Source organism: Halobaculum sp. XH14 (genome assembly GCF_032116555.1).
In the GTDB taxonomy this organism is placed as follows: domain Archaea; phylum Halobacteriota; class Halobacteria; order Halobacteriales; family Haloferacaceae; genus Halorarum; species Halorarum halobium.
Genome location: NZ_CP134949.1, coordinates 3,021,668 through 3,043,687, shown reverse-complemented (window position 1 = coordinate 3,043,687; position 22,020 = coordinate 3,021,668). Strand labels below are relative to the sequence as shown.

Sequence of the window (22,020 nt, the reverse complement as noted above, 5' to 3'; positions counted from 1 at the left end):
ATGATCGGAACGACGCTCGGCGAGATTCGGTCACACATCGAGGGCCTGGCGAGCGACGACGGCACGTACGTCCTCGTCTGTGCTCGCTACGGCGACCGGCCGGTCCCCGCGGCGGGACTCCGGTTCGAGAGCCGAGCGAGCGCACGGGCGGCCGCGGACGCGACCGAGCGGTACCGGGCGGCACTCCGGCGATACGACCCGCGACTGCCCTACTACGACGTCATCGTCTGCCAGGAGGGTCGTGACCACGTCACCGCCGAGTACGACCCCGGCCGGGCGCGGGCCGACGATCCGGACTCGTCCCCCGGAGCGAACGGCGAACCGGGCTCGACTCCCGGGCCGAGCGACGGTCCCGACTCCGAGGGCGCGACGGGTACCGCGTTCGGACCGACCTCGTCAGATTCCAGTCGCTCGGACCGGGTCGAGTTCTGCCATCGCGTCGCTGCGGCCGTCTTCGAGGCGCTCTCGGCGGCCGGTCACGACGCCGTCGAGTCGGCCGTCGTGGACGCCTACGTCGAGTACGCCGAGCGCGTCGGGGACCTCGACGACCTCTGTCTCCGTCTGCTTGAACGCATGGCGGCCGAGATCGATCGACGGCTCACGCCCGACGAGCAGGCCGAGGTCGTCGCCACCGCCGCCGGTCGACTGCCCGCCCCGCCGGCGACCGACCATCCCGTCGGGGCCACGCTCACACGGCTCGAACGACGCGGGCTGCTCGGGAGCTACCTGTGGTCGCCGTCGTCGGCCGATCCCGACGGCGAGACCCGGGCGGTGAACGTCCTGCTGTCCGACTACGCGCTGTCGCCCCACGAGGACCGCCTGCCCGTGTTGCCCGTCGTGGTCGAACTCGTCCGTCACGGGCCACGGTCGATCCCCACGTCGATCGACGTGGACGACGTCGACGACGGCTGGCTGATTCGGCTCGAAGTCGCGCTGGACGCGCGCCAGAACGGACTCGCCAGCGCGTCCATCCGGCGGGGGGTGTGAGGTGGCGGTGACCACCCGTATCGACGACGCCGTCGCTCGCGCCCGGTGCGAACTGGAGTCGGTCGAGACGAAGCGCGATGCGATCGATCGCTTCCGCTCCCGGGTGGCGGATCTCCCGCCAGAGCCGGCTCCATCGTCCCCGCGGCGCGTCACCGCGACGGCGGGAGTGGAGGCCCGGAGCGCCCGTTCGACCGACGACCGATGTCAGGCCGTCCGGCGTGCGTTCGCCGAGACGGTTCGTCCCCACTGCGGCGGGGACGGCGACGAACCATCGTCGCTCCACGCGACGATCCGGGCCGAGTTCTCGGAGCCGCTCGCGGCCGCGCTCGCTCCGACGACGGACACCTCGTTTTCACCCCGGCTGAAGCGGGCGATCCTCTCGGAGGCCGGGACGCGCCGGATCGAAACCGACGTCCTGGCTCGCGCGCGCTCGAACGCGAAGCAGCACGGCTCGAGGACGCCGGAGCCGTCGTCGACGAGATCACGACGTGGATCGCCGCGACGGACGAGACGCCGCTGTCCGCGCTCGACTTCGACGACCTTCGGGCCCGCCACGAGACGCTCGCGGCCCACCGTGAGCGATGTGCGGGCCTCGTCCGGCAGCGTCAGGCGTTCCTCGGGAGCGCCACGAGCCGCGGCGGTGAAATCGGGGTCAGCCACCGGAGTCTGATCCCGTCCGTCTACCGGGACTTCCCGGTCGACCACCCGCTGCTGGCGACGGTCGCCCGGGTCGATCGGACGTGCGCGGAGTGCCAGCGAGCGGTGCGGAGCCACCTGGTGGTGCGGGGCTGAGCCGTGCGCCGCGGTCCGCGACCTGCTCGCCGCGAACGGCTTCGGGCAGCCAACCGGACGTTCACCGACGAGCCGCGTGTGATCGCCGCCTCAAATAACAAAATACTGGTTCCATGTAGATAATATAAGAACAAGTACCTATTTGGAACGGACGGTCACGAGCTCGGCGAGGGGGCCGAGTCGGCGTTCGCTCGTCGCCACATCCGGGAAACGTCCGGCCGCGACTGATCGATTCGGAGCCGTCGGTGTCCGACGTAGAATCCGGGGTCGGGCCGTCAGAAACCACCCGTTCGACGGACAGAGATGGTGATGACGGGCAGTTCGAACGGTCGGGAGGTCACGAACGTGACGGGAGATGGATCGCACGGTCGTTTGTCTCGACCAGTGCGGGAGTGTCGTCGGGAGAGCCGCCTCCGGCGTGTTTTCCGGCACGCGGTCGATCGGTCCGTCTTCAGGGCGACGCGACTGGACCCGTCCCGGTCACGGTCTCCGACGACGCCGATCGTCTTCTCTCGCGGTTCGGGGCGACCTCCGTTGCGGTTCGGCAGAAACATAATCTATCCATTATATATGGAACGACTATATTTTTCGTTGCCCCGTCCGGGCGCCGCGGAGCGTGTCGCGAGCGGTCGGTGGACACCCGAAACTATAACGCCCGGACCACGGAGTTCGGAACGAAGATTCCCCATGTCCGAGCGAACCACGAAGCGGGGCGGCGATCACGTCTACGATGCGCTGGTCGATGCGGGCATCGAACTCCTGGTCGGGCTCCCCGGAACGCAGACGCTCCCGCTCGATCGGGTCGTCGCCGAACGCGACGAGATGACGTACGTGATGGCCCGTCACGAGACGTCGATTCCCCACGTCGCGTGGGGATACTACGAGGCGACGGGCCGGCCGGCGGCGACGTTGACCGTCCCCGGCCCCGGTGACACGAACGCGATGCACGGGCTGAAAAACGCCGCGGACGACTGCGTTCCCGTCGTTCACGTCTCGGCCGACATCGATCCGGAGGATCGGGGGAAGGGGCCGATTCACGAGATTCCTCCCGACACGTACGATAACGTCGTGAAAGCGAACGTCAACGTCGAGTCGCGAGCCGAACTCACCGGGACCGTCCACGGAGCGATCGAAACCGCGTTGACGCCGCCGTTCGGTCCGGTTCGAATCGGGGTTCCGAGTTCGATACTGGAGGCGACGTTCGAGGCCGAACGGAAACCCGTGGAACGCGGGCGTGCGAGCGTCGATAGCGACGGAGGGTACCCCGACGCGGTGGACGCGCTGGCGAGCGCCGAACGCCCGCTCGTGTACGTCGGCGGCGGGACGAGACGGTCACCCGACGGCGGTCGGATCGCCCGGGAGCTTGCAGAGCGTCTCGACGCGCCCGTGCTCGCCTCGTACAAGGGCAAGGGAGTCGTTCCGGAGGACGACGCGCAGTTCCTCGGCGTGTCGGCCAAACATCTTCCCGCGAGCGCCCATCGGGTGCTGGAGGCGGCCGACGTCGTCCTGGCGCTCGGGACCGACTTCGACGGCGTGACCACGGCCGACTGGACCCTCCCGATGGGTGAGACGTTGATACACGTCAATCTCGACCCCGAGGACATCGACAACGGCTACGCGTCCGACGTCCCTATCGTCGCCGACGTCGCCGTCGCCGGCGGGCAGTTGATCGACGGGCTCGCGGCGCGCTCGCAGCGGGCCGAGACGTGGAACGGCGCGGCGCTGGCCACGACGGCCCGGGAGGAGTACTTCGACCACCTCGAGGCGGACGGGCTGCTCGCCGACGACCCGATTCACACGCCCGGCGCGCTCGGGACCGTCCGGGACGTCATCCCGCGGGACGCCATCGTGACGACGGACATCGGGGGATTCAGGCTGTGGGCCAAGCAGGCGTTCGAAGCCTACGACGAACGCGGGTACGTCACGTCGGGCTCGTGGGCGGGAATGGGTGTCGGCCTCCCCGCCGCACTCGGCGCGAAGTTCGCCCACCCCGACCGTGAGGTCGTCGCGCTCACCGGCGACGGCGGCCTGATGATGTCTCTCACCGAACTCCACACGGCGGTCGAGCACGGGCTGGACGTGACGACCGTCGTCCTCAACAACGGCGACTACGGGATCATCAGCCAGTCGCCGAAGATCGACCGCTACACGGACGGGCACCGCTTCGAGTGGGACTCGCCCGACTTCGTGTCCATCGCGGAGGGGTTCGGGTGCACCGGCGTCAGAGTGAGCACCCGGAGCGGTCTCGCAACCGCGATGGCGGACGCGTTCGACGAGGACGGGCCGACGCTCGTCGACGTCGACATCCCCGCCGAGGAACCCTCCCCCGTGGACGCCGGCGACTACGAGTCCGCGCTCGAGGTCGAGTGACCGGCCCCGCCGGTTCCCTTTCACGTCGCTTCGGAAACCGGCGCGGTCCGCCGAGGTCGTCAGCCCACGACGGAGTCGTCAGTTCACGGAGGGGCCGTCAGTCAACGATGGAGACGCCACCACCGCCGGGGACAGCGAGTCTGACCGAAACATGGACGTTTATGCTCCCCCGTGCCAGTGGTGGTACCATGACTGGAAGCTCCGCCAACGCCAGTGCCGAGACCCGAAGCGACATCCGAGTCGGCGTTCGGACGCGCACGCTCTCGGACTCCCGCCTCCGGTACGTCCGACAGCTTGGTGCGACTGACGTCTTCGTCGACCACGCCGACACCGAGGAGGAGCCGGACGAGTTCAACGACCGCGACGGGTCGGACACGGTCGCGGTGGGTCGGGATTCGATCCCCTCAGTCGCGGAACTGGAAGCCGCCCGCGAGCAGGTCGAATCCCACGGCCTGCGTCTCACCGGCATCCAGTCGCTGCCGTACTCGCTCTACGGCGACATCATGTTCGGCCGCGAGGGGAAACGGGACGCGCTCGAACAGATCACGACGCTGATCCGCAACCTCGGCGAGGCCGACGTCCCGATCCTGGGCTACCAGTGGAACCCCCGGGGCGTGGTTCCGATGCGGACCGAACCGGTCGAACTGCGCGGCGGCGCGGAGGGCACCGCCTTCGACTTCGACGAGATCGACGACCCCGACGCGCTCGCGCCCGGACTGGACAGGGCCTACGAGGAAGCGGAGTTCTGGGCGAACTACGAGGCGTTCCTGGAGGAAGTCGTTCCCGTCGCCGAGGAGGCGGGCGTCCGACTGGCGCTCCACCCGGTCGATCCGCCCGTCCTCGAATCGATGGGCAGGATTCCCCGACTGTTCCGCAACGTGGCGAACTTCGAGCGCGCGATGGAGCACGTCCCGAGCGACAACCACGGGCTGAAACTCTGTCTCGGCTGTTTCTCCCAGATGGGCGAGGACGTCACCGACGTGCTCCGCCAGTTCGCCGAACGCGACCAGATCGTGTTCATCCACTTCCGCGACGTCGTCGGCACCGTCCCCGAGTTCAACGAGACGTTCGTCGACGAGGGGAACTTCGACACCGCCGAGGCCGTCAGAACGCTCGACGACGTCGGCTTCGAGGGCGCGGTCATCCCGGACCACGTCCCGAAGATGGAAGGCGACGACGACTGGCGACACCGCGCCCGCGGGTTCACCGTCGGCTACCTCCGGGGCGTCGTCGACACCGTCCGAGGCGAGTAGCGACCCGCCGCCCGAGCGCCTTCCGCCGGCGTCCGATCGGCCGTACACGTCCCCGTCGTGGACGCTGAAAAAGAGCGCCGTGAGAATCACGGTCCCGGCCCTCGACGCTGCCCGTCCGCGTCGCTCCGACGCGCTCGAACCGCGTTACCCGACGAGGCGACTGATGTCGTCGTCCAGTTCCCGGTAGATCGCTTCGGCTTCGGCCTCGTCCTCGGCCGAGAGCGGCCGAATCGGCTTCCGGACGTTCCCGCCGTGGAGTCCGGCGAGTTCGAGTCCCTTCTTGACCGCCGGGACGCTGACCGCACCCCCGAGCGTGTTGTTCTGCCCGGTCCTGTCGCGGAACTCCTGGTACGGGAGACAGATGTTCCGGAGCTCCCGGGCGCGCTCCCAGTTCTCCGCGGTGAGCGCGTCGAACAGTTCGAGGCCGACTTCGGGGCGGAAGTTACTGACGCCCGCGGAGAACCCTTCGATGCCCTCGCCCCAGTAACTGACCGCGTACGGCTCCGCGAGCCCGTCGACCCAGACCACGTCGTCGGAGCCGGCGGCGATCGCCGCGCCGAGTTTGACGGGGTCCTCGATCGCGTACTTGATCCCGACGACGTTCTCGACTCGCGTGAGGCTGGCCAGGAACTCGACCGACGGATCGAACGCCCGGATGTACGGTGCGAACGGCGTGTCCGTGACCGACGCGAGGTCCTCGAAGTAGTCCAGCAGGCCCTGTTCGTGGACGTACGTGTGGTCGGGCGGCATGATCATGTGCGCGTCGGCGCCGAGGCGGTCGTACGCGCGAATCAGCTTCACGGCGTCCTCCGTGCTGCCGCCGACCCCGGCGAGCACACAGGCGTCTGAGGGGAGCCCGTCGAGGCTCGCCTCCGTCACCCCCACGCGCTCCTCCTGTGTCAGCGAGTGGTACTCGCTGATGTTTGCGGCCGCGAGGAACGAACGCAGGCCGCTGTCGTACAGCGAACTCGCGTTCTCCTCGATCTTCCAGTATTCGACGTCGCCGTTTTTGTCAAACGGTGTAAGGAGCCCGGCTGCGACGCCTCGCAGACGCTCCTTAACCTCGTCACCTGCTCTCGGCATCACCCGAAAGAAGAATTCAATAGTTATAAAACTACCTCACGAAGCAAAGCGTTCGACGCGGGCCCGTTCGACGTGGTCCGACCCGTCGGCCGCTCCCGTCCGCGCGAGAACTACACAGCCCGCCGAAGGGAGTCCGACGAGGATCGGCCACAGTCCGAGAAAGCGCGGCGGTCGCCGACGGGAAGGGCGGAACGCGCCGGTCTCAGTAGTTCCGGTAGACCGTCTTCGTGGAGGTGAAGAAGTCGAGCCCCGCGTCGCCCTGTTCGCGGTAGGTGTTCGTCGAGGACTGCTTGTAGCCGCCGAACGGGACGTGGAGTTCGAGCCCGGTCGTCTTTTCGTTGACCTTCGCGACGCCGGCCTCGATCCCGTCGAGGAACTCGTCGGCCTCGGTCAGGTCCTGGGTGACGATGCTCGCCGAGAGGCCGTACTCGACGTCGTTGGCCAGCTCGAGGGCGTCCTCGAAGTCGCTGGCTTCGATGACCGACAGCACCGGGCCGAAGATCTCCTCCTGTGCGATCCGCATGTCGTTGTCGACGTCGGAGAAGACGGCGGGCCGGACGTAGTACCCGTCCGCGTACTCGCCGTCAGTGAGCCGCTCGCCGCCGGTCTCCAGGGTCGCGCCCTCATCCCGTCCGTGATCGACGTACTCGAGCGTCGATTCGACTTCCCCCTGGGAGACGTGCGGACCGACGTCGGGGTTCTCGAGGCCGGAACCGACCTCGATCGCGTCAGCGTACTCCACCATCGCCTCGACGAACTCGTCGTACACCTGCTCGTGGACGATGGCGCGCGAGGCCGCGGTACAGGACTGCCCGGTCGTGCCGAACGCGCCGACGCCGAGTATCTTGACGGCTTCCTCGACGTCGGCGCTCGGCATCACGACGGTCGGGTTCTTCCCGCCCATCTCGCACTGCACGCGTTTGAGGTCCGTCGCGGCGGCCCGGGCGACGGTCGTCCCGACGGCGGTACTGCCCGTGAACGAGACGCCGTCGATCCCGTCGTGACCGGCGAGCGGGGCGCCGACCTCGCTCCCCGGGCCGGTCACGTAGTTCGCGACGCCGTCGGGCAGGCCGGCCTCGTCGAGACACTCGAAGATGATTCGCGTCGAGTTCGGCGCTTCCGACGCGGGTTTGGCGACCACGGTGTTGCCGGCCGCGAGCGCGGGCGCGAGCTTCCACGCCGGGATCGCGATCGGGTAGTTCCACGGCGTGATGATGCTGACGGTGCCGAGCGGTTCGCGCTTCGTGTACAGTTCCGTCCTGCGTCCGCTCGGCGATTTGACCACGCCGCCGAGGTCGCGCGCCTTCTGCCCGTAGTACGCGAAGATGTCGACGGCCCGCTGGACTTCGCCGGCGGCTTCGGCCCACGTCTTCCCCTCTTCGCGCACGAGCGCCTCGGTCGCTTCCTCCGACCGTGCGTCGAGCGCCTGGCCCGCACGATTCAAGAGCGCGCCACGCTCCGGGCCCGGCGTGTCGGCCCAGTGGTCCTGCGTTCCGACGGCGGCCTCGATCGCGGTTTCGACGTCGCCCGTCGTCGAGTTCTGGAACCGGGCGACCACTTCGTCCGTGCTCGCCGGATTCACCACCTCGAACGTCTCTCCCGATTCCGAATCGACCCACTCGCCGTTGACGTAGTTGCCGTACTCTCTCGCCATGTCGTTCCGACCTTCTCCATCGCGGGTTACTAATGTTTTGGTGACCGAACGCCACGCGGTGCGTTATCTGGCGGAGAACGGCGTGAGCCGGCCGGCGGATTCTCGCCGGCAGTCAGGGCGGGTCCCAGTCCGATTCGGACGGCCACCGACCCCGCGAGCTGGACGCCGGAGTTCGTCGTAGTAACGTATATTAATCAACGAACAAAATCGGCACCACATGGAGTACGTTTGCCCGAACTGCCGGCAGTCGGTCGAGTACTCGGATCGAACGGTCTGGGTGTGTCAACGCTGCGGCTACGCACCGCGACACGGTGCCGACTGACCGTGCAGTGGAATCGTTCGACGATGGCGGGCTCGTTCTCCCGGCAGGTTCGTTCCTCCGGTGGACTCGTTTCCCGACGAGTCCGTTCCGGTGGCCAACCGTGTGACGCGACCCGCGAGAGTCTGGAGGAAGAGATCGGGCGGGACGGCCGACCGTCAGGAGTATCGTGAATTGACCTCGATGACGTTGGCCGCCTGTGCGATCTTGTCCTCGAGTTCCTCGTCCATCCGTTCGTCGGTCATCCGCTTCGAGGGGCCGGAGATGCTCAACGCTCCCATCACGCCGGCGTCGGGTGCCGAGACCGCCATGCCGATACAGCGGACGCCGCGGATGTTCTCCTCGTCGTCGATCGCGTAGCTTCGCTGCCGAGTTTCCTCCAGGTTCTCCCTGAGTCGCTCGGGAGTGGTGATCGTCCTGTCCGTCTTTCCGGACAGTTCGTACCGATCGATGATCTCCCCACACCGCTCCTGGGGGAGCTCCGCCAGGATCGCCTTGCCGAGCGAGGTGGAGTGCATCGGCATGCGGTTGCCGATCCGTGATGCGGTCTCCACGGCGACGTCGCCGCGAGCCTTCGAGAGGTAGACGATCCGGCCCTGCTCCTCGGTTCCGAAGTGGACGACTTCACCCGTCTCCTGGGCGAGGCGGTTGACCTCCTCCTTGACGATCTTGTAGTCCGCGATCTGGTTTTTCACTTCCTCGGCGATCTGGAGAAACCGGAGGCTCAGCCTGTAGGTGTGTCCGTTCTTTATCACGAGCCCCTCGTCCCGGAGCGTCGCCAGGTGGCCGTGGACGGCGCTCTTCGAGAAGTCGAGGCTGGTTGCGATCTCCGTGATACCGCTTCCGCCGGAGTCCCGCAGGGCGTTTATGATCCGACACGTGTTCTGGACGGTTTCGATCTTCCGTGAGCCATCAGTTGTCATAGTGAGACGTTGACGTGGAGCGGCATAACTCTTGTTTTCGAGCGGAGAACGATTCGCCGCCGTTTCGCGCCGATTTCTCCCGCTGCCGGCGGAACCGTGCTCTCCCGCCCGTTCTCCGCGGTCCCGCCGCCGCGCCGGACGAAATTCGTTCTTTCCTGACGAATCGTCGCTTTCAGCCACGCAGGAATTCAGTATCGGCACTTTCAGAAGCGTCCGAACGCGATCACTTCGCTCCCGATCGACGGCGGTTCCGAACGACGACGGGGATCTCCCCGAATCCGGTCGGACAATTACAATAGTATCACTGTAATGGGAATTCGACGCCAGCACCGGTTCAGGGAGGCTCCGTTACACCGGTATTCGTGTAATCCCTCCGGCGTTCGGCGGCTCTCCCACCGTTGTTCGCCAGGAAAGAACGCCAGGGGGCGGTCGGCGCTCGTGGACGGCTGGTTTCGGCGAGCGACGTTCGGCGTTAGATTCGGCGAACGGCGTCGACGAAACTGACACGCGCGCGTCGGGGACGTACGATCAAGGAGCCCGTTCGGGCTTGAAGGGACCCTCCGCGCTCGGCGATTCAGGTCCGACGCGGCGTGACGGCCGCAACTGGAGTCCCGTGCTCGCGTCCCGCTCGGGATCCGACCGCCGAAGACGCCCCTATCGACAGATTTATACCATTTGGTTATGATTGACCGTGTTGTATGGGCCCAGATAGCAAACTGTCCCGTCGATGGATGCTGAGTCTCACGACCACCGCAGGTGCTGCAGCCGTCGCTGGCTGCATGGGTGGTGGTTCGAACGATGGCGGCACGGACGGCAGTGGCGGCGGTGGTAGTGGTGACAGCGGGAGCGGTTCGGGCGACCAGAACGGCGGCTCCGCCGGGGGGCCGGCCGGGACCCTCGGCGAGTGGAGTCTCGACATCAACTCGCCGGCGCCCGTGGCCGAGCGTATCACCGGGAGCGACTGGACGCCCCCGGAGTACGACGAGAGCGAAGTCGGTTCGGCCTTCGAACGGATGAACCTCGGTTCGATGAAGAACGACCCCGCGACGGCGTGGTTCGAGGACCAGTTCCAGGAGGCGGTCGGAATCGAGTCCACGCCGGTCACGGTGCCGTCTGCCAACGCCGTCTCGAAGATGCGGACGCTCCTGTCGGCCGGGTCGGACAACCCCGCGCTCATGCAGATCTCCCAGGAGTTCTTCATGGACTTCGTCGCGGAGGGCTGGCTGGAACCGGTCGACGAACTCTGGAACGACGAGGCGTACGACCTCTTCCCGCCGTACTTCCAGGATCAGCTCACGACGGGCGTCGACCCGTCGCTCGACGGCGAGCACACGTACATCGGCGTGGCGCTCAGCGAGGCCCACTGGTTCAACTACAGCCCGAGGGTCCTCGAGGAGCTCGGGTTCGAGGCCGATTTCCTCCAGGAGTCGACCTGGGCGGACGTCCGCGAGGTCTGCGAGGAGGCCAGTTCACACAGCGAGGACTACTTCGGGTTCGCCTGGTGGGGCAAGGGGAACCGCTACCCCATCTACCCGTGGCTGCTGATGACGTGGTCCCGGGGCGGCAGCTTCGTCCAGGACGACGGTCGCGTCGTCGTCAACTCCGACGAGGCCGTCGCCGCGCTCGAGTGGCAGGGACAGCTCATCGAGGAGGAGCTCGTTCCGAACGTGACCCAGTACGGGGAGGGCGGACTCGCCGACCTCTTCCTCAGCGGCCGGCTCGCCGGCTACGTCGGGAAGCCGGGGATGATGGAACTGGCCTACGAGGAGTGGGGCGACGACACGGACCGGTACGATGTCGCGCTCCCGCCGAAGGCGTCGGGCAACGACCGGGTCAGCTACATGAACACCGATTTCCTGGCGATCAACCGGGCCGCGCCCGCGGAGACGAAACGGGCCGCAATGTTGTTCATGGACGGCTCCCGGAGCGCCATCGCGAGCGCACAGGAGTACGACCAGGAGGGGAACTATCCGGCGAACAAGGCCGCCTGGGACACGGAGCTGCTGGCCGACGCCCGGCACGGGGAGATGGCCCGACAGAACGCCGAGATCGCCCGCGTCGAACTGTGGCCGAGCCAGATCCGGACGTACGACGTGCTGGTCAGTCAGCTCCAGCAGGTCTGGCTCCAGCAGAAGTCCGCGCAGGCGGCACTCGACGACTCCCAGGAGGAGATCGACAACATCCTGAGCCAGAACTGATCCGGAACCGTCCGGCCGACGCCTCGAGCCACGCTCGGATCGCCGAGTTCGCCCGTCCCTGAACTCACCGAGTTCGTCCCTCTCCTCACGCAGCTCCACCCAGTCTGAATCCGGCCGTTCGTGAACCACGGGGAGCGACTTCGCCGTTCCGACTCGTTCCGTGAACCGGTGGGGGAGCACGAAACCGATGTCGCGGAGCGTGTCGGATCCCTCGGGGCGTTTCGCGTCCCTGGGAGCGTGTCGGTTGCCCGGAGCGAAAACGCGGTCGTCGAGCGGACGTTACCAGCGCGGCTTGTTCGGAAGCCAATCGGAGCGCCCGACGTCGGTTTCGGCGTCGGCGTACTCGGCGGCCATCGAGCTCACGTCGGAGTACGCGAGGGGGTCGGTCTCCTCGTAGCGCTCGGCCAGCCGCTCGAGCTTCGACTCGTCGATCTCGACGCCCAGTCCCGGGCCGTCGGGCACGGGGATCGCCCCGTCCTCAAACTCGATCGGGGCGTCGGCGACGACGTCGTCGGCCATCCACGGGTAGTGCGTGTCGGGGGCGTACCCCAGGTTCGACATCGCGGCCGCGACGTGTGTCATCGCGGCCATGCTCACGCCCAGATGCGAGTTCGAGTGCATCCCCACGCCGAGATCGAACGTCTCGGCGACGTCGTTGAGCCGGAGGTTGCCGGTCAGCCCGCCCCAGTAGTGGTGGTCGCTGAGCACGACGTCGACGGCGTCCGTCCGCACCGCCGGCGCGAGCTGGTCGAACTCGACGACGTACATGTTGGTCGCGACCGGCAGCGACGTGTTCCGCTTCAGGCGGGCGTGCGCGTTCATCGTCGGAACCGGGTCCTCGAGGAACTGGACGCGGAGGTCCGACTGCTCGACGCGCCGAGCGATTCTCGAGGCGGTCTCGACGCTCCAGGTCCCGTTCGGGTCGATGCGGAGCGGCGTGTCGTGTCCGAACTCCTCGGCGAGCAGTTCGAGCGACCGGAGCTCCTCGTCGGGTTCCAGCACGCCGCCTTTCACTTTCAGCGTCGAGAACCCGTGCGCGTCGACGAACTCGCGCGCTTCCTCGACGAGCGTCTCCGGCGAATCGACGGCGTAGGGCGCGATCCGGGCCGTTTCGGGCTCCTCGTCCTCGTACTTGTAGAAGAGGTAGCCGGAGTACTCCACCTCGTCGCGGACTTTCCCGCCCAGCAGGGTGGACGCCGGTTCGCCGAACTCCTTGCCGACGAGGTCCAGCAGCGCGGTGTCGATGGCGCCGTAGGTCATCGGGTCCTGGAGGCGGAGTTCGAGCGGCTTCCGTGCGTGGGGGTTCATCCCCTCGACCAGGCTCGCGGCGCGTTCGAGCGCGTCGATGATCTTCGGGTCGCCGTACGTCTCGCCGACGCCGACCGCCCCGTCGGCGGTCGTGACGCGGACGATGGTCCGCGCGGCGACGCCCGAGTGTGCCCCCCACGAGTTCCGGAGGGCGGGTTCCCGGTGGGCAACCGGGATCACTTCGAGGTCGGTGACGCGTCTGTCGCTCGGTTCGGCTTCGTACGTGGATCCTGAACTCATTGTGGGGCTCCCTGTCCGTCGGTCGGATGCACGCCGGACTCGGACGCCTCCCGCTTCCGGGCGTCCGGCTCGTTCGAGCGTGCTGGACCGGGGTACTGCGACCTGTCACTTAGGTGTTCGCCTCGCCGTGCGGGTCGTCCCCTCCGGGTGAACGGTCGCCACGCCGCGGTCGAACCGGGCGAAAGCGGGGCCGATCCGCCTTCGCCCGCGAACTGAACCCTAGCTATAAGTCGATCTGCGATCCGCGCTACGTCACGACGAGTCCAGAGCGTTCGAGGGAACGCTCCGTCGAACCAGGGCGCGAACCCGGGCACCGAGCGTGACGGAGAGCGAACCGACGCGGACGGCGGACGGGCTCGGACCACTCGCTGCGGACGACAAACACACGACCCATGACGAACCACACTGACGACGACGCTCGAATCGACCACGAACGGCTGCGGACGTTCACGACGGACGTGTTCCGGCGGGCCGGCCTGTCGGCGACCCACGCGGCCACCGTCGCGGAGACGGTCGTCGACGCGAACCTCCGGGGCATCGACACCCACGGCGTCGTCCGCCTCGAACCGTACGTCGAGCAGCTGGAGGCCGGCGGGACGAACCCCTCGCCGGAGCTCACGGTGTCGTCCCGCGGCGCCGGCGCCGCCGTCGTCGACGGCGACGGCGGCCCGGGACAGGTGGCGACGCTCACAGCGATGCGGGAGGCCATCGACCGCGCCGAGGACGCCGGAAGCGCGTTCGTCGGCGTCGAGAACAGCGGCCACTTCGGAACGGCGTCCTACTACACGAACTACGCCGCGGAACGCGGCTACATCGGCATCTCGATGACCCACGCGGGGCCGAGCGTCACCCCGACCGGGGCGGCCGACCCGTACTTCGGGACGAACCCGATCTCGTTCGGGCTGCCGAACGGCGACGGGTTCCCCGTGACGCTGGACATGGCGACGAGCGTCACCGCGGAGGGCAACGTGATCCTCGCGGCCGAGGAGGGCGACGAGATTCCCGCCGAGTGGGGCGTCGACGAGGCGGGCAACCCGACGACCGACCCCGAATCGGTCCACGCGCTCAGGCCGATGGGCGGACCGAAGGGGTACGGGCTCGCGCTCGTCATCGACGCGTTCTGTGGCGTCCTGCTGGACACCGCGTTCGGCGACGACGTGTCCGGGATGTACGACGACACGAGCGCTCCACAGCAGCTCGGCCACTTCGTCGCCGCGCTCGACGTCGAGGCGTTCACCGAACTGGATCGGTTCACCGACCGGCTGCGACGGATGCGAGACGGCATCAAGGACCTCCGAACCGCACCCGACGTCGACGAGGTGCTCCTCCCCGGCGAACCGGAAGCGCGCACCCGCGAACGACGGCTCGCCGGGGGGGTCCCCGTGGGCGATGGAACGCTGGGGACGCTTCGGGAACTCGGCGACGAGTACGGCGTCGAACTCTGATCGGCGGTCCGTTCCCGTCAGGGTCCCCCGCGTGCCGGCCGGGCAACCATAGTTTTATGACTGCTGGAGTTCCTGGCCCGGTATGCGGATCCGAGACGTCCATGGGTATGCAGTGTCGTCGCCGATAGAACCACCACAGGAGCGCCAGTTCCACGGCGGAACCCGCCGGCTTCACAAGCGCGACGTCGTCATCGTCGTCGTCGAGACGGCCGACGGCGAGCGCGGTTTCGCGACCGCGGGGGCCAGTAGTTCGGCGATGCGCGAGTACTTCGAGGGTGACTCGCAGGGAACGTTCGCCGACGTCCTCGAGGATGACATCGCCGACGCGCTCGTGGGCGAAACGATCGAAGAACCGGCGGACGTGCGGCCGCTCATCGAGGCGACGTCGCTTCCGGCACACGTCAAGACCGAGGCGATCTCCGCGCTCGACGTGGCGCTGTACGACGTTCACGGGAAGCAACTGGGGGCGCCGGTGTACGAACTGCTCGCCGAGCAGTACGACGACCACGACGGCCCTGAGCCGACGGGGATCCCCCTCTACGCGAGCGCCGGGATGTACATGGAGCCGGAGGGGTACGTCGAACAGGCCGAGACGCTGGAGGAACTCGGGTTCTTCGGCTACAAGTACCGGCCCGGAATCGGCCCGGATGGGGACCGACGGACCGTTTCGCTGCTCGCCGACGCCGTCGACGACATCGAGATCATGCTCGACGTCCACACCTGGTGGAAGATCGAGCGGGGGTACGACGCGGAGACGGTCCGGGACCTCGTGACCCACGCGGGCGAACACGGCGCCTACTGGGTGGAGGAGCCGGTCGAACCCGGCCAGTACGAGCGCTACGTCGAGCTGGCGACGGAGGGCGTTCCGCTCGCGGGCGGGGAGAGCGAGTCGCCCGCCGGCCTGGTCGAACTCGGCGAGACCGGCGCGGTCGACTTTCTCCAGGGCGACGTTCGCCACCACGAGGGGTTCAGCGGCTGTCGGGCGGCCATCGAGCTGTGCTGCGGGCGGGACACGGAGTTCGTTCCCCACAACTTCGGGACGTGGTTCGGACTGCTGGCCAACGCCCACCTGGTCGCGGCAGCACCCGACGTCCGGCTCCTCGAGTACCCGGTGTTCGAGAACGACCCGCTGCTCGCGGCCGACGCCGACCCCGGAATGTACCGGAACGACGTCGCGTTCGATCTCATCGAGGGGACGCCCGCCATCGAGGACGGCCACCTCTCGCTCCCCGACGAGCCGGGCCTCGGCGTGGAGATCGACCTGGACGTCGTCGACGAGTACCCCTTCGCCGACGGGCCGTGGACCGAGTTCGAGTACCACGACGAGGCGGTGTCCCGGTAAGCCGCGACGACACGACGCACCCGCGTTTCGCGTCGTCCCCCGCTTCGCTCCGGACGGCAGTTCGACGGGGAGGAACGCCGGCGGGTCGGTAGCGTCGGCGTGGGGAACTGAACGGCAGGAGAACAAAAGATTCAATAAGGAACGACAAGCTATGACACACAGATGGCATCGAAGGGGTCGACAGAAAGTCTTCGCGAAGGGTTCGGTCTCTTCAGCGGAGAGGAAACGGGCGACGTCGGACCGGTCCGGGAGTGGATCAATGACAAGTTCATGTTCATCGTCCTCACGCCGCCGCTGTTGCTGCTGGGGACCATCGTTATTCTCCCGACGAGCTATCTGGTGTGGACCAGCACTCACATAACCAACCAGTACAGTCCCGACGAGTTCATCGGATTGCAGAACTTCCTGCAGGTGTTGCAGGACCCGATGTTCTACCTGTCGTTGCAACACTCGGTCCTGTACGTCCTGGGTTCGGTCTCGATCGCGTTCGTCCTCGGCCTGACGGCCGCGCTCGCTATCAACCAGGTCGTCTCGAAGCGTGTCAGGAGCACGTTCACCGTGTTGATCCTGCTCGCGTGGGCGGTTCCGCTCGTCGTGACGGGCCTCATCTGGCGGTTCATGCTCCACGCCGACTACGGCATCGTGAACGGACTGCTCACCCAGCTCGGGCTCATCTCGGAGAACCTCGGGTTCATCACCGACCCGACGCTCGCGTTCGTCTCGGTCGTCATCGTCGACGCCTGGGCGCGCGCACCGTTCGCGGCGATCCTGCTTCTCGCGGGGCTCCAGACGATCCCGGAGGACCTCTACGAGGCCGCGAACGTCGACGGCGCGAACTTCCTGCACCAGTTCCGGGACATCACGATCCCGCACCTGAAGCCGCAGGCGGCGATCGCGCTGCTCATCATGTCGATGTTCGCGTTCCGGACGTTCTCGGTCGTCTTCGCCATGACCGGGGGCGGACCGGCCAACGCCACGCGCGTGCTCGCCACGTACATCTATCAGGTGGGCATCAACCAGTCGCGGCTCGGCTACGCGTCGGCACTCTCCATCGTCATGATCGTCATCACGATGATCTTCGTCACGATCTACGTCCTGCAGGTCCAGGAAGACGCGCTCGAAACAGCATAATCCAACAATGGCAACCAAAGACTCCGTACTCGGCTCGGAACGTCGGTACGAGATGATCCAACAGGTCGGGCGGATCGTTACGGGCAAGTACGTCGTGACCGCGGTGCTCACGGCGCTGGTCCTCTACTTCACGTTCCCGGTGTACTGGACGTTCGTCTCCAGCATCAAGACGCTGGACGCGATACACGCCTTCCCGCCGAACATCGTCCCGGAGCAGCTCATCGCCCCGGTCTGGCAGAACTACGCCGACCTCTGGTTCCAGCGGGCGTTCAACATGTTCACCCTCAACAGCCTCGTCGTCGCCGTCGTGACGACGGTGCTGGTGGTCAGCTTCGGGACGCTCGCGGGCTACGGCTTCTCGCGGTTCCGCTTCCCGTACGACGACTACGTGTTCATCGGCATCCTGGGCGCCCGACTGCTCCCCCCGATCGGGATGCTCGTCCCGTTCTACCGGCTGTTCAGCATCGGCGATCTCATCGACACCCGGCTGGCGCTCATCATGGTGTACACGTACATGAACCTCCCGCTGGTGATCTGGCTGATGCGGAACTATTTCGTCTCGATCCCGGCGGACCTGGACGAGGCGGCCTACATCGACGGCGCCACCCGGTTCCAGACGTTCAAGGACATCATCCTGCCGCTGGCGAAGCCGGGCGTCGCCGCCTGCGCCATCCTCACGTTCCTGTTCTCGTGGCGTGAGTTCCTGTTCGCGTTCGTGCTGACGTTCACCGACGCGTCCAAGACGATTCCGGTGGGCGCGATGATGATGATCGAGGACGTGGTCATCCTCTGGAACTACCTCGCGGCGGCGGGCTTCATCGCGATGTTGCCCGCGCTCGTCTTCGTGGTCCTGTTCCAGCGACACATCGTGAGCGGGCTCACCGCCGGGGCGATCAAGGGATAGACACCAACATATATGACACGGCCAGCCAAACAGTAGTTCAACACGACCTCACAATGAGCGAGACAGATACCGCCGATCCCGAACGGACCGACACACGCACTGCCCCCAGCGATTCCTACCTGGAAATCGACGGCCTGACCAAGGTGTACGACGACGGCGGCAGCGGCGTCGTCGCGGTCGACGACATGAACATCGGCATCGAGGAGGGCGAGTTCATCGTGTTCGTCGGCCCGTCCGGCTGTGGAAAGTCGACGACGCTCCGCTCGGTCGCGGGGCTCGAAGAGATCACCGAGGGCCAGATCGTCATCAACGGGGAGAACGTGGAGGGGCAACCCCCGCGCCAGCGCGACGTCGCGATGGTGTTCCAGTCGTACGCGCTGTACCCACACATGACCGTCCGCGAGAACATGGAGTACCCGCTCAAGGTCCGGAGCGTTCCGAAGGACGAGCGGGAACGGCGGGTCCAGGAGAGCGCGAGGCTGCTGGAGATTCCCGAACTGCTCGAACGGCAGCCGAAGGACCTCTCGGGCGGCCAGCAGCAGCGGGTCGCGCTCGGACGGGCGATCGTCCGCGAGCCGCGGGTGTTCCTGTTCGACGAGCCGCTGTCGAACCTCGACGCGAAGCTCCGGGTGCAGATGCGGACGGAGCTCAACAAGCTCCACAACGAGATCGGCAAGACGTCGATCTACGTAACCCACGACCAGGCGGAGGCGATGACGCTGGGCGACCGCGTCGTCGTCATGTACGACGGCGAGGTCCAGCAGATCGCGCCCCCACAGCAGGTGTACGACCAGCCCGCCAACGAGTTCGTCGGCGGCTTCATGGGGAGCCCCTCGATGAACTTCTTCGACGCGTCGGTGGCCGTCGACGCCGGGGAGATCCGGACGGACGCGTTCACGATCCCGCTGCCCGACTGGATGCGCGGGGAACTGGACCGGACCGGCGAGTTCGACGCGCGGTTCGGCGTCCGGCCCGAGGACGTCAGCGTCGAGGCGCACAACGCCGGAACGGACGCCGACAGCCACACGACCGTCGACGTGGTCGTCGTCGAGGAGATGGGCTCGAACTTCCTCCTCACGGTGACGGGCAACGGCATCGAGTACAAGGCCATCGTCGAACCGAACAGCGACATCCAGCGGGGCGACTCGCTGAGCTTCGAGTTCAACCTCGAGAAGTGCCACCTGTTCGACGCGTCGACGGGCGACTCGCTGGTCCACGACGCCGGCCGGTGAGCCCCTGACGGCGGCGTTCCGACCGTGGCGGGCAGGTCGACGCCTCGCTGGAGGAGCAGCCGTTCGGAGCATCCGACCCGGAAAGCGAAGAACTATGCTCGGAGACGGAGACGAACCCACATCGAGCGCATGGCAGACGAAGACGGCCTCGGGGAGGACGCGCGCGAGTACCACCGATCGGACCCGCCGGGAAAGGTCGAGGTCTCGACGACGAAACCGACGACCGACCAGCGGGACCTGTCGCTGTCGTACTCCCCGGGTGTGGCCGCTCCCGTCCGGGACGTCGCGGCGAATCCCGACGCGGCCCACGAGTACACCGCCAGGGGCAACCTCGTCGGCGTCGTCTCCGACGGATCCGCCGTGCTGGGACTCGGTGACATCGGCCCGCTGGCGTCCAAACCCGTGATGGAGGGGAAGGGCGTCCTGTTCAAACGCTTCGCCGACGTCGACGTGTTCGACGTGGAACTCGAGAGCGAGGACGTCGACGCGTTCGTCGCCGGCGTCGCGGCGATGGAGCCGACGTTCGGCGGCATCAACCTCGAGGACATCGCGGCACCCGACTGTTTCGAGATCGAGTCACGGCTCCGCGAGGCGATGTCGATCCCGGTGTTCCACGACGACCAGCACGGCACGGCGATCATCTCCGGTGCCGCCCTCCTGAACGCCGCCGAACTCGTCGGGAAGGAGCTCCCCGAGCTGCAGGTCACGTTCGCCGGTGCCGGAGCGGCCGCGACGGCGACGGCCGAGTTCTACACGCAGCTCGGCGTCCGCGCCACGAACGTCACGATGTGTGACGTCCACGGGATCCTCACGGCCGACCGCGAGGACCTGCCCGGACGGACCCGGCGGTTCGCCAGGGACGGCGAGGGCGGCGAACTGGCCGACGCCGTCGCGGGCGCGGACGTGTTCGTCGGGCTCTCGGTCGGGGGCATCGTGGACGGGGAGATGGTGCGGTCGATGGCCGAGAACCCCATCATCTTCGCCATGGCGAACCCCGACCCGGAGATCGGGTACGAGACGGCGAAGGACGCCCGCGAGGACACGGTCATCATGGCGACCGGACGGTCGGACTATCCGAACCAGGTGAACAACGTGCTCGGCTTTCCGTTCATCTTCCGGGGCGCCCTCGACGCGCGGGCGACCGAGATCAACGAGGAGATGAAGGTCGCGGCCGCCCGGGCGCTGGCTGAGTTGGCCCGCGAGGACGTCCCCGACGCGGTCGTGAAGGCCTACGGCGACCAGCCGCTCCAGTTCGGCCCCGAGTACATCATCCCGAAACCGATGGACTCGCGCGTGTTACTCGAACTCTCGCCGGCCGTCGCAGGGGCGGCGATGGAGACCGGGGCCGCGCGAACCGAACTCGACCTCGACGCGTACGCCGAGCGGCTCGAAGCGCGACTCGGCAAGTCCCGCGAGCTGTTGCGCATCGTCCGCAACGAGGCGAAGGCGGACACGAAGCGGGTCGCCCTCGCCGAGGGGACTCACGAGAAGATGATCCGCGCGGCCTCCCGGATCCACGACCGGGGGATCGCCGAACCGGTGCTCGTCGGGAACCGGACCGTCATCGACCGTACCCGCGAGCGACTCGGACTCGACTTTCGACCGGCCGTGGTCGACCCCCGTGAGGACCACGATGCGTACGCCGACCGGCTGTACGAACTCCGTCGCCGCGAGGGGCTCACGCGGAGCGAGGCGGTCGCGTTGCTCCGGCGGGACACGAACTACCTCGGCAGCGTCATGGTCGAGCGGGGCGACGCGGACGCCCTCCTGACGGGGCTAACCCAGCACTACCCGACCGCGCTCCGTCCGCCGCTGCAGGTCGTCGGCACCGCGGCGGACGCGGACTGTGCGGCCGGCGTGTACCTGCTGACGTTCGACGACCGCGTCGTCTTCGTCGCGGACACGACGGTGAATCTCGACCCCGACGAGACCGTCCTTGCCGAGGTGACCAGACGGACGGCCGAACTGGCGCGGCGCTTCGACGTCGAACCACGGGCGGCCCTGCTCTCGCACGCCGACTTCGGGTCCGTCGAGAACGAGGGGACGGCGACCTCTCGTCGGGCTACCGAACTGCTACGGGCGGACCCGACGGTCGACTTTCAGGTGGACGGTCCGATGCAGGCCGACACCGCGGTCGTCGCGGACATGCTCGACGGGACCTCCGAGTTCTCCGAACTCGAGGCGCCGGCCAACGTGCTCGTCTTCCCGAACCTCGAAGCCGGGAACGTCGGCTACAAGCTGCTCCAGCGGCTCGGCGGGGCGGAAGCCGTCGGCCCGATGCTCGTCGGCATGGACGAGCCGGTCCACGTCCTCCAGCGCGGCGACGAAGTGCGGGACATCGTCAACCTGGCGGCGGTCGCCGTGACGGACGGGTAACTACGCTCGCGTTTCCTTTCGCTGGGACGGGTTCCACCGTAGCCCGGGGCTTGCGAGTACGCGTACCGGTTCCTGATCTCTCGACCTGAATCACAACTCCATGACTATTCGAAGTTAGAATATACTTTCTGTTAGTATAAAGAAGAAATCTATTTGAGGAGGCTGAATGTACTTGCTCATTGCGGGAGGGACGTCAGGAGCTATCCGATCGCCGGGGAGCGTCACCCGGACGTCACTCCGACCCGAGCGTCCGTCGAGTCGGCGGCTGTGGTCGGTTTGGGGACTTCACGCGAAGCAGTCCGTTCGCCTCCGGGATCGACGGCCGCAGTCGGCCCGGAAGGACGGGCCGTCGCCTCGGTTCATCCGGGCTTCGAGCACTGTGTGGCCGGAGTACGTCGGTTACGGGCCGTTCTCCGCCCCCACGACTTCAGTCGCCGGCGTCGTTGCGAGAAATAATTTATCT

General features: G+C 67.2%; 15 protein-coding genes and 1 pseudogene. 12 read left to right on the top strand and 4 right to left on the bottom strand.

Annotated elements, in window-relative coordinates; translation table 11 throughout:
* The 5 genes and pseudogenes from RJT50_RS15450 to RJT50_RS15435 all read left to right on the top strand — a co-directional run bounded on the left by RJT50_RS15450 (position 1) and on the right by RJT50_RS15435 (position 5,402).
* Entirely contained in the window at positions 1–987 is a 987-nt protein-coding gene (locus RJT50_RS15450) for a DUF7551 domain-containing protein (protein ID WP_313692493.1), read from the top strand.
* Between the two features lies 1 nt (position 988).
* Positions 989–1,354, top strand: a pseudogene (locus RJT50_RS18720) (DUF7260 family protein); the annotation flags it as partial.
* On the top strand, positions 1,258–1,779 hold the full coding sequence (locus tag RJT50_RS18715) for a DUF7260 family protein (RefSeq protein ID WP_425499739.1): 522 nt from the start codon (positions 1,258–1,260) through the stop codon (positions 1,777–1,779). The pseudogene RJT50_RS18720 and the gene RJT50_RS18715, both read left to right, overlap by 97 nt.
* A gap of 687 nt (positions 1,780–2,466) precedes the next feature.
* Positions 2,467–4,149 (top strand): thiamine pyrophosphate-binding protein, encoded by a 1,683-nt coding sequence (locus tag RJT50_RS15440; protein ID WP_313692491.1) that lies wholly within the window; start codon positions 2,467–2,469, stop codon positions 4,147–4,149.
* A gap of 188 nt (positions 4,150–4,337) precedes the next feature.
* The gene (locus tag RJT50_RS15435; protein WP_313692490.1) at positions 4,338–5,402 is read left to right on the top strand and encodes a mannonate dehydratase; all 1,065 of its coding nucleotides are present in this window, start codon (positions 4,338–4,340) and stop codon (positions 5,400–5,402) included.
* Positions 5,403–5,546: 144 nt separating this feature from the next.
* On the opposite strand, the gene RJT50_RS15430 is transcribed toward RJT50_RS15435, so the two are convergent.
* The 3 genes from RJT50_RS15430 to RJT50_RS15420 all read right to left on the bottom strand — a co-directional run bounded on the left by RJT50_RS15430 (position 5,547) and on the right by RJT50_RS15420 (position 9,381).
* Positions 5,547–6,485, bottom strand: a complete 939-nt coding sequence (locus tag RJT50_RS15430) for a dihydrodipicolinate synthase family protein (RefSeq protein WP_313692488.1) — start codon at positions 6,483–6,485, stop codon at positions 5,547–5,549.
* Positions 6,486–6,687: 202 nt separating this feature from the next.
* A complete protein-coding gene (gene xacF / locus RJT50_RS15425) occupies positions 6,688–8,139 on the bottom strand; it encodes a 2,5-dioxovalerate dehydrogenase (protein WP_313692486.1) in 1,452 nt (483 codons plus the stop codon).
* A 477-nt stretch (positions 8,140–8,616) separates the two neighbouring features.
* Positions 8,617–9,381, bottom strand: coding sequence for an IclR family transcriptional regulator (locus RJT50_RS15420; protein ID WP_313692484.1), 765 nt, complete (start codon positions 9,379–9,381; stop codon positions 8,617–8,619).
* A gap of 731 nt (positions 9,382–10,112) precedes the next feature.
* On the opposite strand from RJT50_RS15420, the gene RJT50_RS15415 reads away from it, so the two are divergent.
* The gene (locus RJT50_RS15415) at positions 10,113–11,579 is read left to right on the top strand and encodes an extracellular solute-binding protein (RefSeq protein ID WP_313692482.1); all 1,467 of its coding nucleotides are present in this window, start codon (positions 10,113–10,115) and stop codon (positions 11,577–11,579) included.
* A 279-nt stretch (positions 11,580–11,858) separates the two neighbouring features.
* Here RJT50_RS15415 and RJT50_RS15410 read toward each other — a convergent pair whose 3' ends face one another.
* Entirely contained in the window at positions 11,859–13,127 is a 1,269-nt protein-coding gene (locus RJT50_RS15410; protein ID WP_313692480.1) for an enolase C-terminal domain-like protein, read from the bottom strand.
* A 392-nt stretch (positions 13,128–13,519) separates the two neighbouring features.
* On the opposite strand from RJT50_RS15410, the gene RJT50_RS15405 reads away from it, so the two are divergent.
* The 6 genes from RJT50_RS15405 (at position 13,520) to RJT50_RS15380 (ending at position 21,557) form a co-directional block, all read left to right on the top strand.
* Positions 13,520–14,572 carry an Ldh family oxidoreductase gene (locus RJT50_RS15405; protein WP_313692479.1) on the top strand — a complete coding sequence of 351 codons (1,053 nt, stop codon included), beginning with the start codon at positions 13,520–13,522 and terminating at the stop codon, positions 14,570–14,572.
* Positions 14,573–14,654: 82 nt separating this feature from the next.
* On the top strand, positions 14,655–15,914 hold the full coding sequence (locus RJT50_RS15400; RefSeq protein WP_313692478.1) for a mandelate racemase/muconate lactonizing enzyme family protein: 1,260 nt from the start codon (positions 14,655–14,657) through the stop codon (positions 15,912–15,914).
* Positions 15,915–16,076: 162 nt separating this feature from the next.
* On the top strand, positions 16,077–17,045 hold the full coding sequence (locus RJT50_RS15395) for a carbohydrate ABC transporter permease (RefSeq protein WP_313692476.1): 969 nt from the start codon (positions 16,077–16,079) through the stop codon (positions 17,043–17,045).
* A gap of 7 nt (positions 17,046–17,052) precedes the next feature.
* Positions 17,053–17,949, top strand: coding sequence for a carbohydrate ABC transporter permease (locus tag RJT50_RS15390; RefSeq protein WP_313692474.1), 897 nt, complete (start codon positions 17,053–17,055; stop codon positions 17,947–17,949).
* A 53-nt stretch (positions 17,950–18,002) separates the two neighbouring features.
* Positions 18,003–19,181 carry an ABC transporter ATP-binding protein gene (locus tag RJT50_RS15385; protein ID WP_313692472.1) on the top strand — a complete coding sequence of 393 codons (1,179 nt, stop codon included), beginning with the start codon at positions 18,003–18,005 and terminating at the stop codon, positions 19,179–19,181.
* A 129-nt stretch (positions 19,182–19,310) separates the two neighbouring features.
* Positions 19,311–21,557 (top strand): NADP-dependent malic enzyme, encoded by a 2,247-nt coding sequence (locus RJT50_RS15380; RefSeq protein ID WP_313692471.1) that lies wholly within the window; start codon positions 19,311–19,313, stop codon positions 21,555–21,557.
* The last annotated feature ends 463 nt before the right edge of the window (positions 21,558–22,020 follow it).

Coding starts and splice junctions, on each gene's coding strand:
- RJT50_RS15450 (WP_313692493.1), top strand. CDS start 1: ATGATCGGAACGACGCTCGGCGAGATTCGGTCACACATCGAGGGCCTG.
- RJT50_RS15440 (WP_313692491.1), top strand. CDS start 2,467: ATGTCCGAGCGAACCACGAAGCGGGGCGGCGATCACGTCTACGATGCG.
- RJT50_RS15435 (WP_313692490.1), top strand. CDS start 4,338: ATGACTGGAAGCTCCGCCAACGCCAGTGCCGAGACCCGAAGCGACATC.
- RJT50_RS15430 (WP_313692488.1), bottom strand. CDS start 6,485: ATGCCGAGAGCAGGTGACGAGGTTAAGGAGCGTCTGCGAGGCGTCGCA.
- xacF (WP_313692486.1), bottom strand. CDS start 8,139: ATGGCGAGAGAGTACGGCAACTACGTCAACGGCGAGTGGGTCGATTCG.
- RJT50_RS15420 (WP_313692484.1), bottom strand. CDS start 9,381: ATGACAACTGATGGCTCACGGAAGATCGAAACCGTCCAGAACACGTGT.
- RJT50_RS15415 (WP_313692482.1), top strand. CDS start 10,113: ATGCTGAGTCTCACGACCACCGCAGGTGCTGCAGCCGTCGCTGGCTGC.
- RJT50_RS15410 (WP_313692480.1), bottom strand. CDS start 13,127: ATGAGTTCAGGATCCACGTACGAAGCCGAACCGAGCGACAGACGCGTC.
- RJT50_RS15405 (WP_313692479.1), top strand. CDS start 13,520: ATGACGAACCACACTGACGACGACGCTCGAATCGACCACGAACGGCTG.
- RJT50_RS15400 (WP_313692478.1), top strand. CDS start 14,655: ATGCGGATCCGAGACGTCCATGGGTATGCAGTGTCGTCGCCGATAGAA.
- RJT50_RS15395 (WP_313692476.1), top strand. CDS start 16,077: ATGGCATCGAAGGGGTCGACAGAAAGTCTTCGCGAAGGGTTCGGTCTC.
- RJT50_RS15390 (WP_313692474.1), top strand. CDS start 17,053: ATGGCAACCAAAGACTCCGTACTCGGCTCGGAACGTCGGTACGAGATG.
- RJT50_RS15385 (WP_313692472.1), top strand. CDS start 18,003: ATGAGCGAGACAGATACCGCCGATCCCGAACGGACCGACACACGCACT.
- RJT50_RS15380 (WP_313692471.1), top strand. CDS start 19,311: ATGGCAGACGAAGACGGCCTCGGGGAGGACGCGCGCGAGTACCACCGA.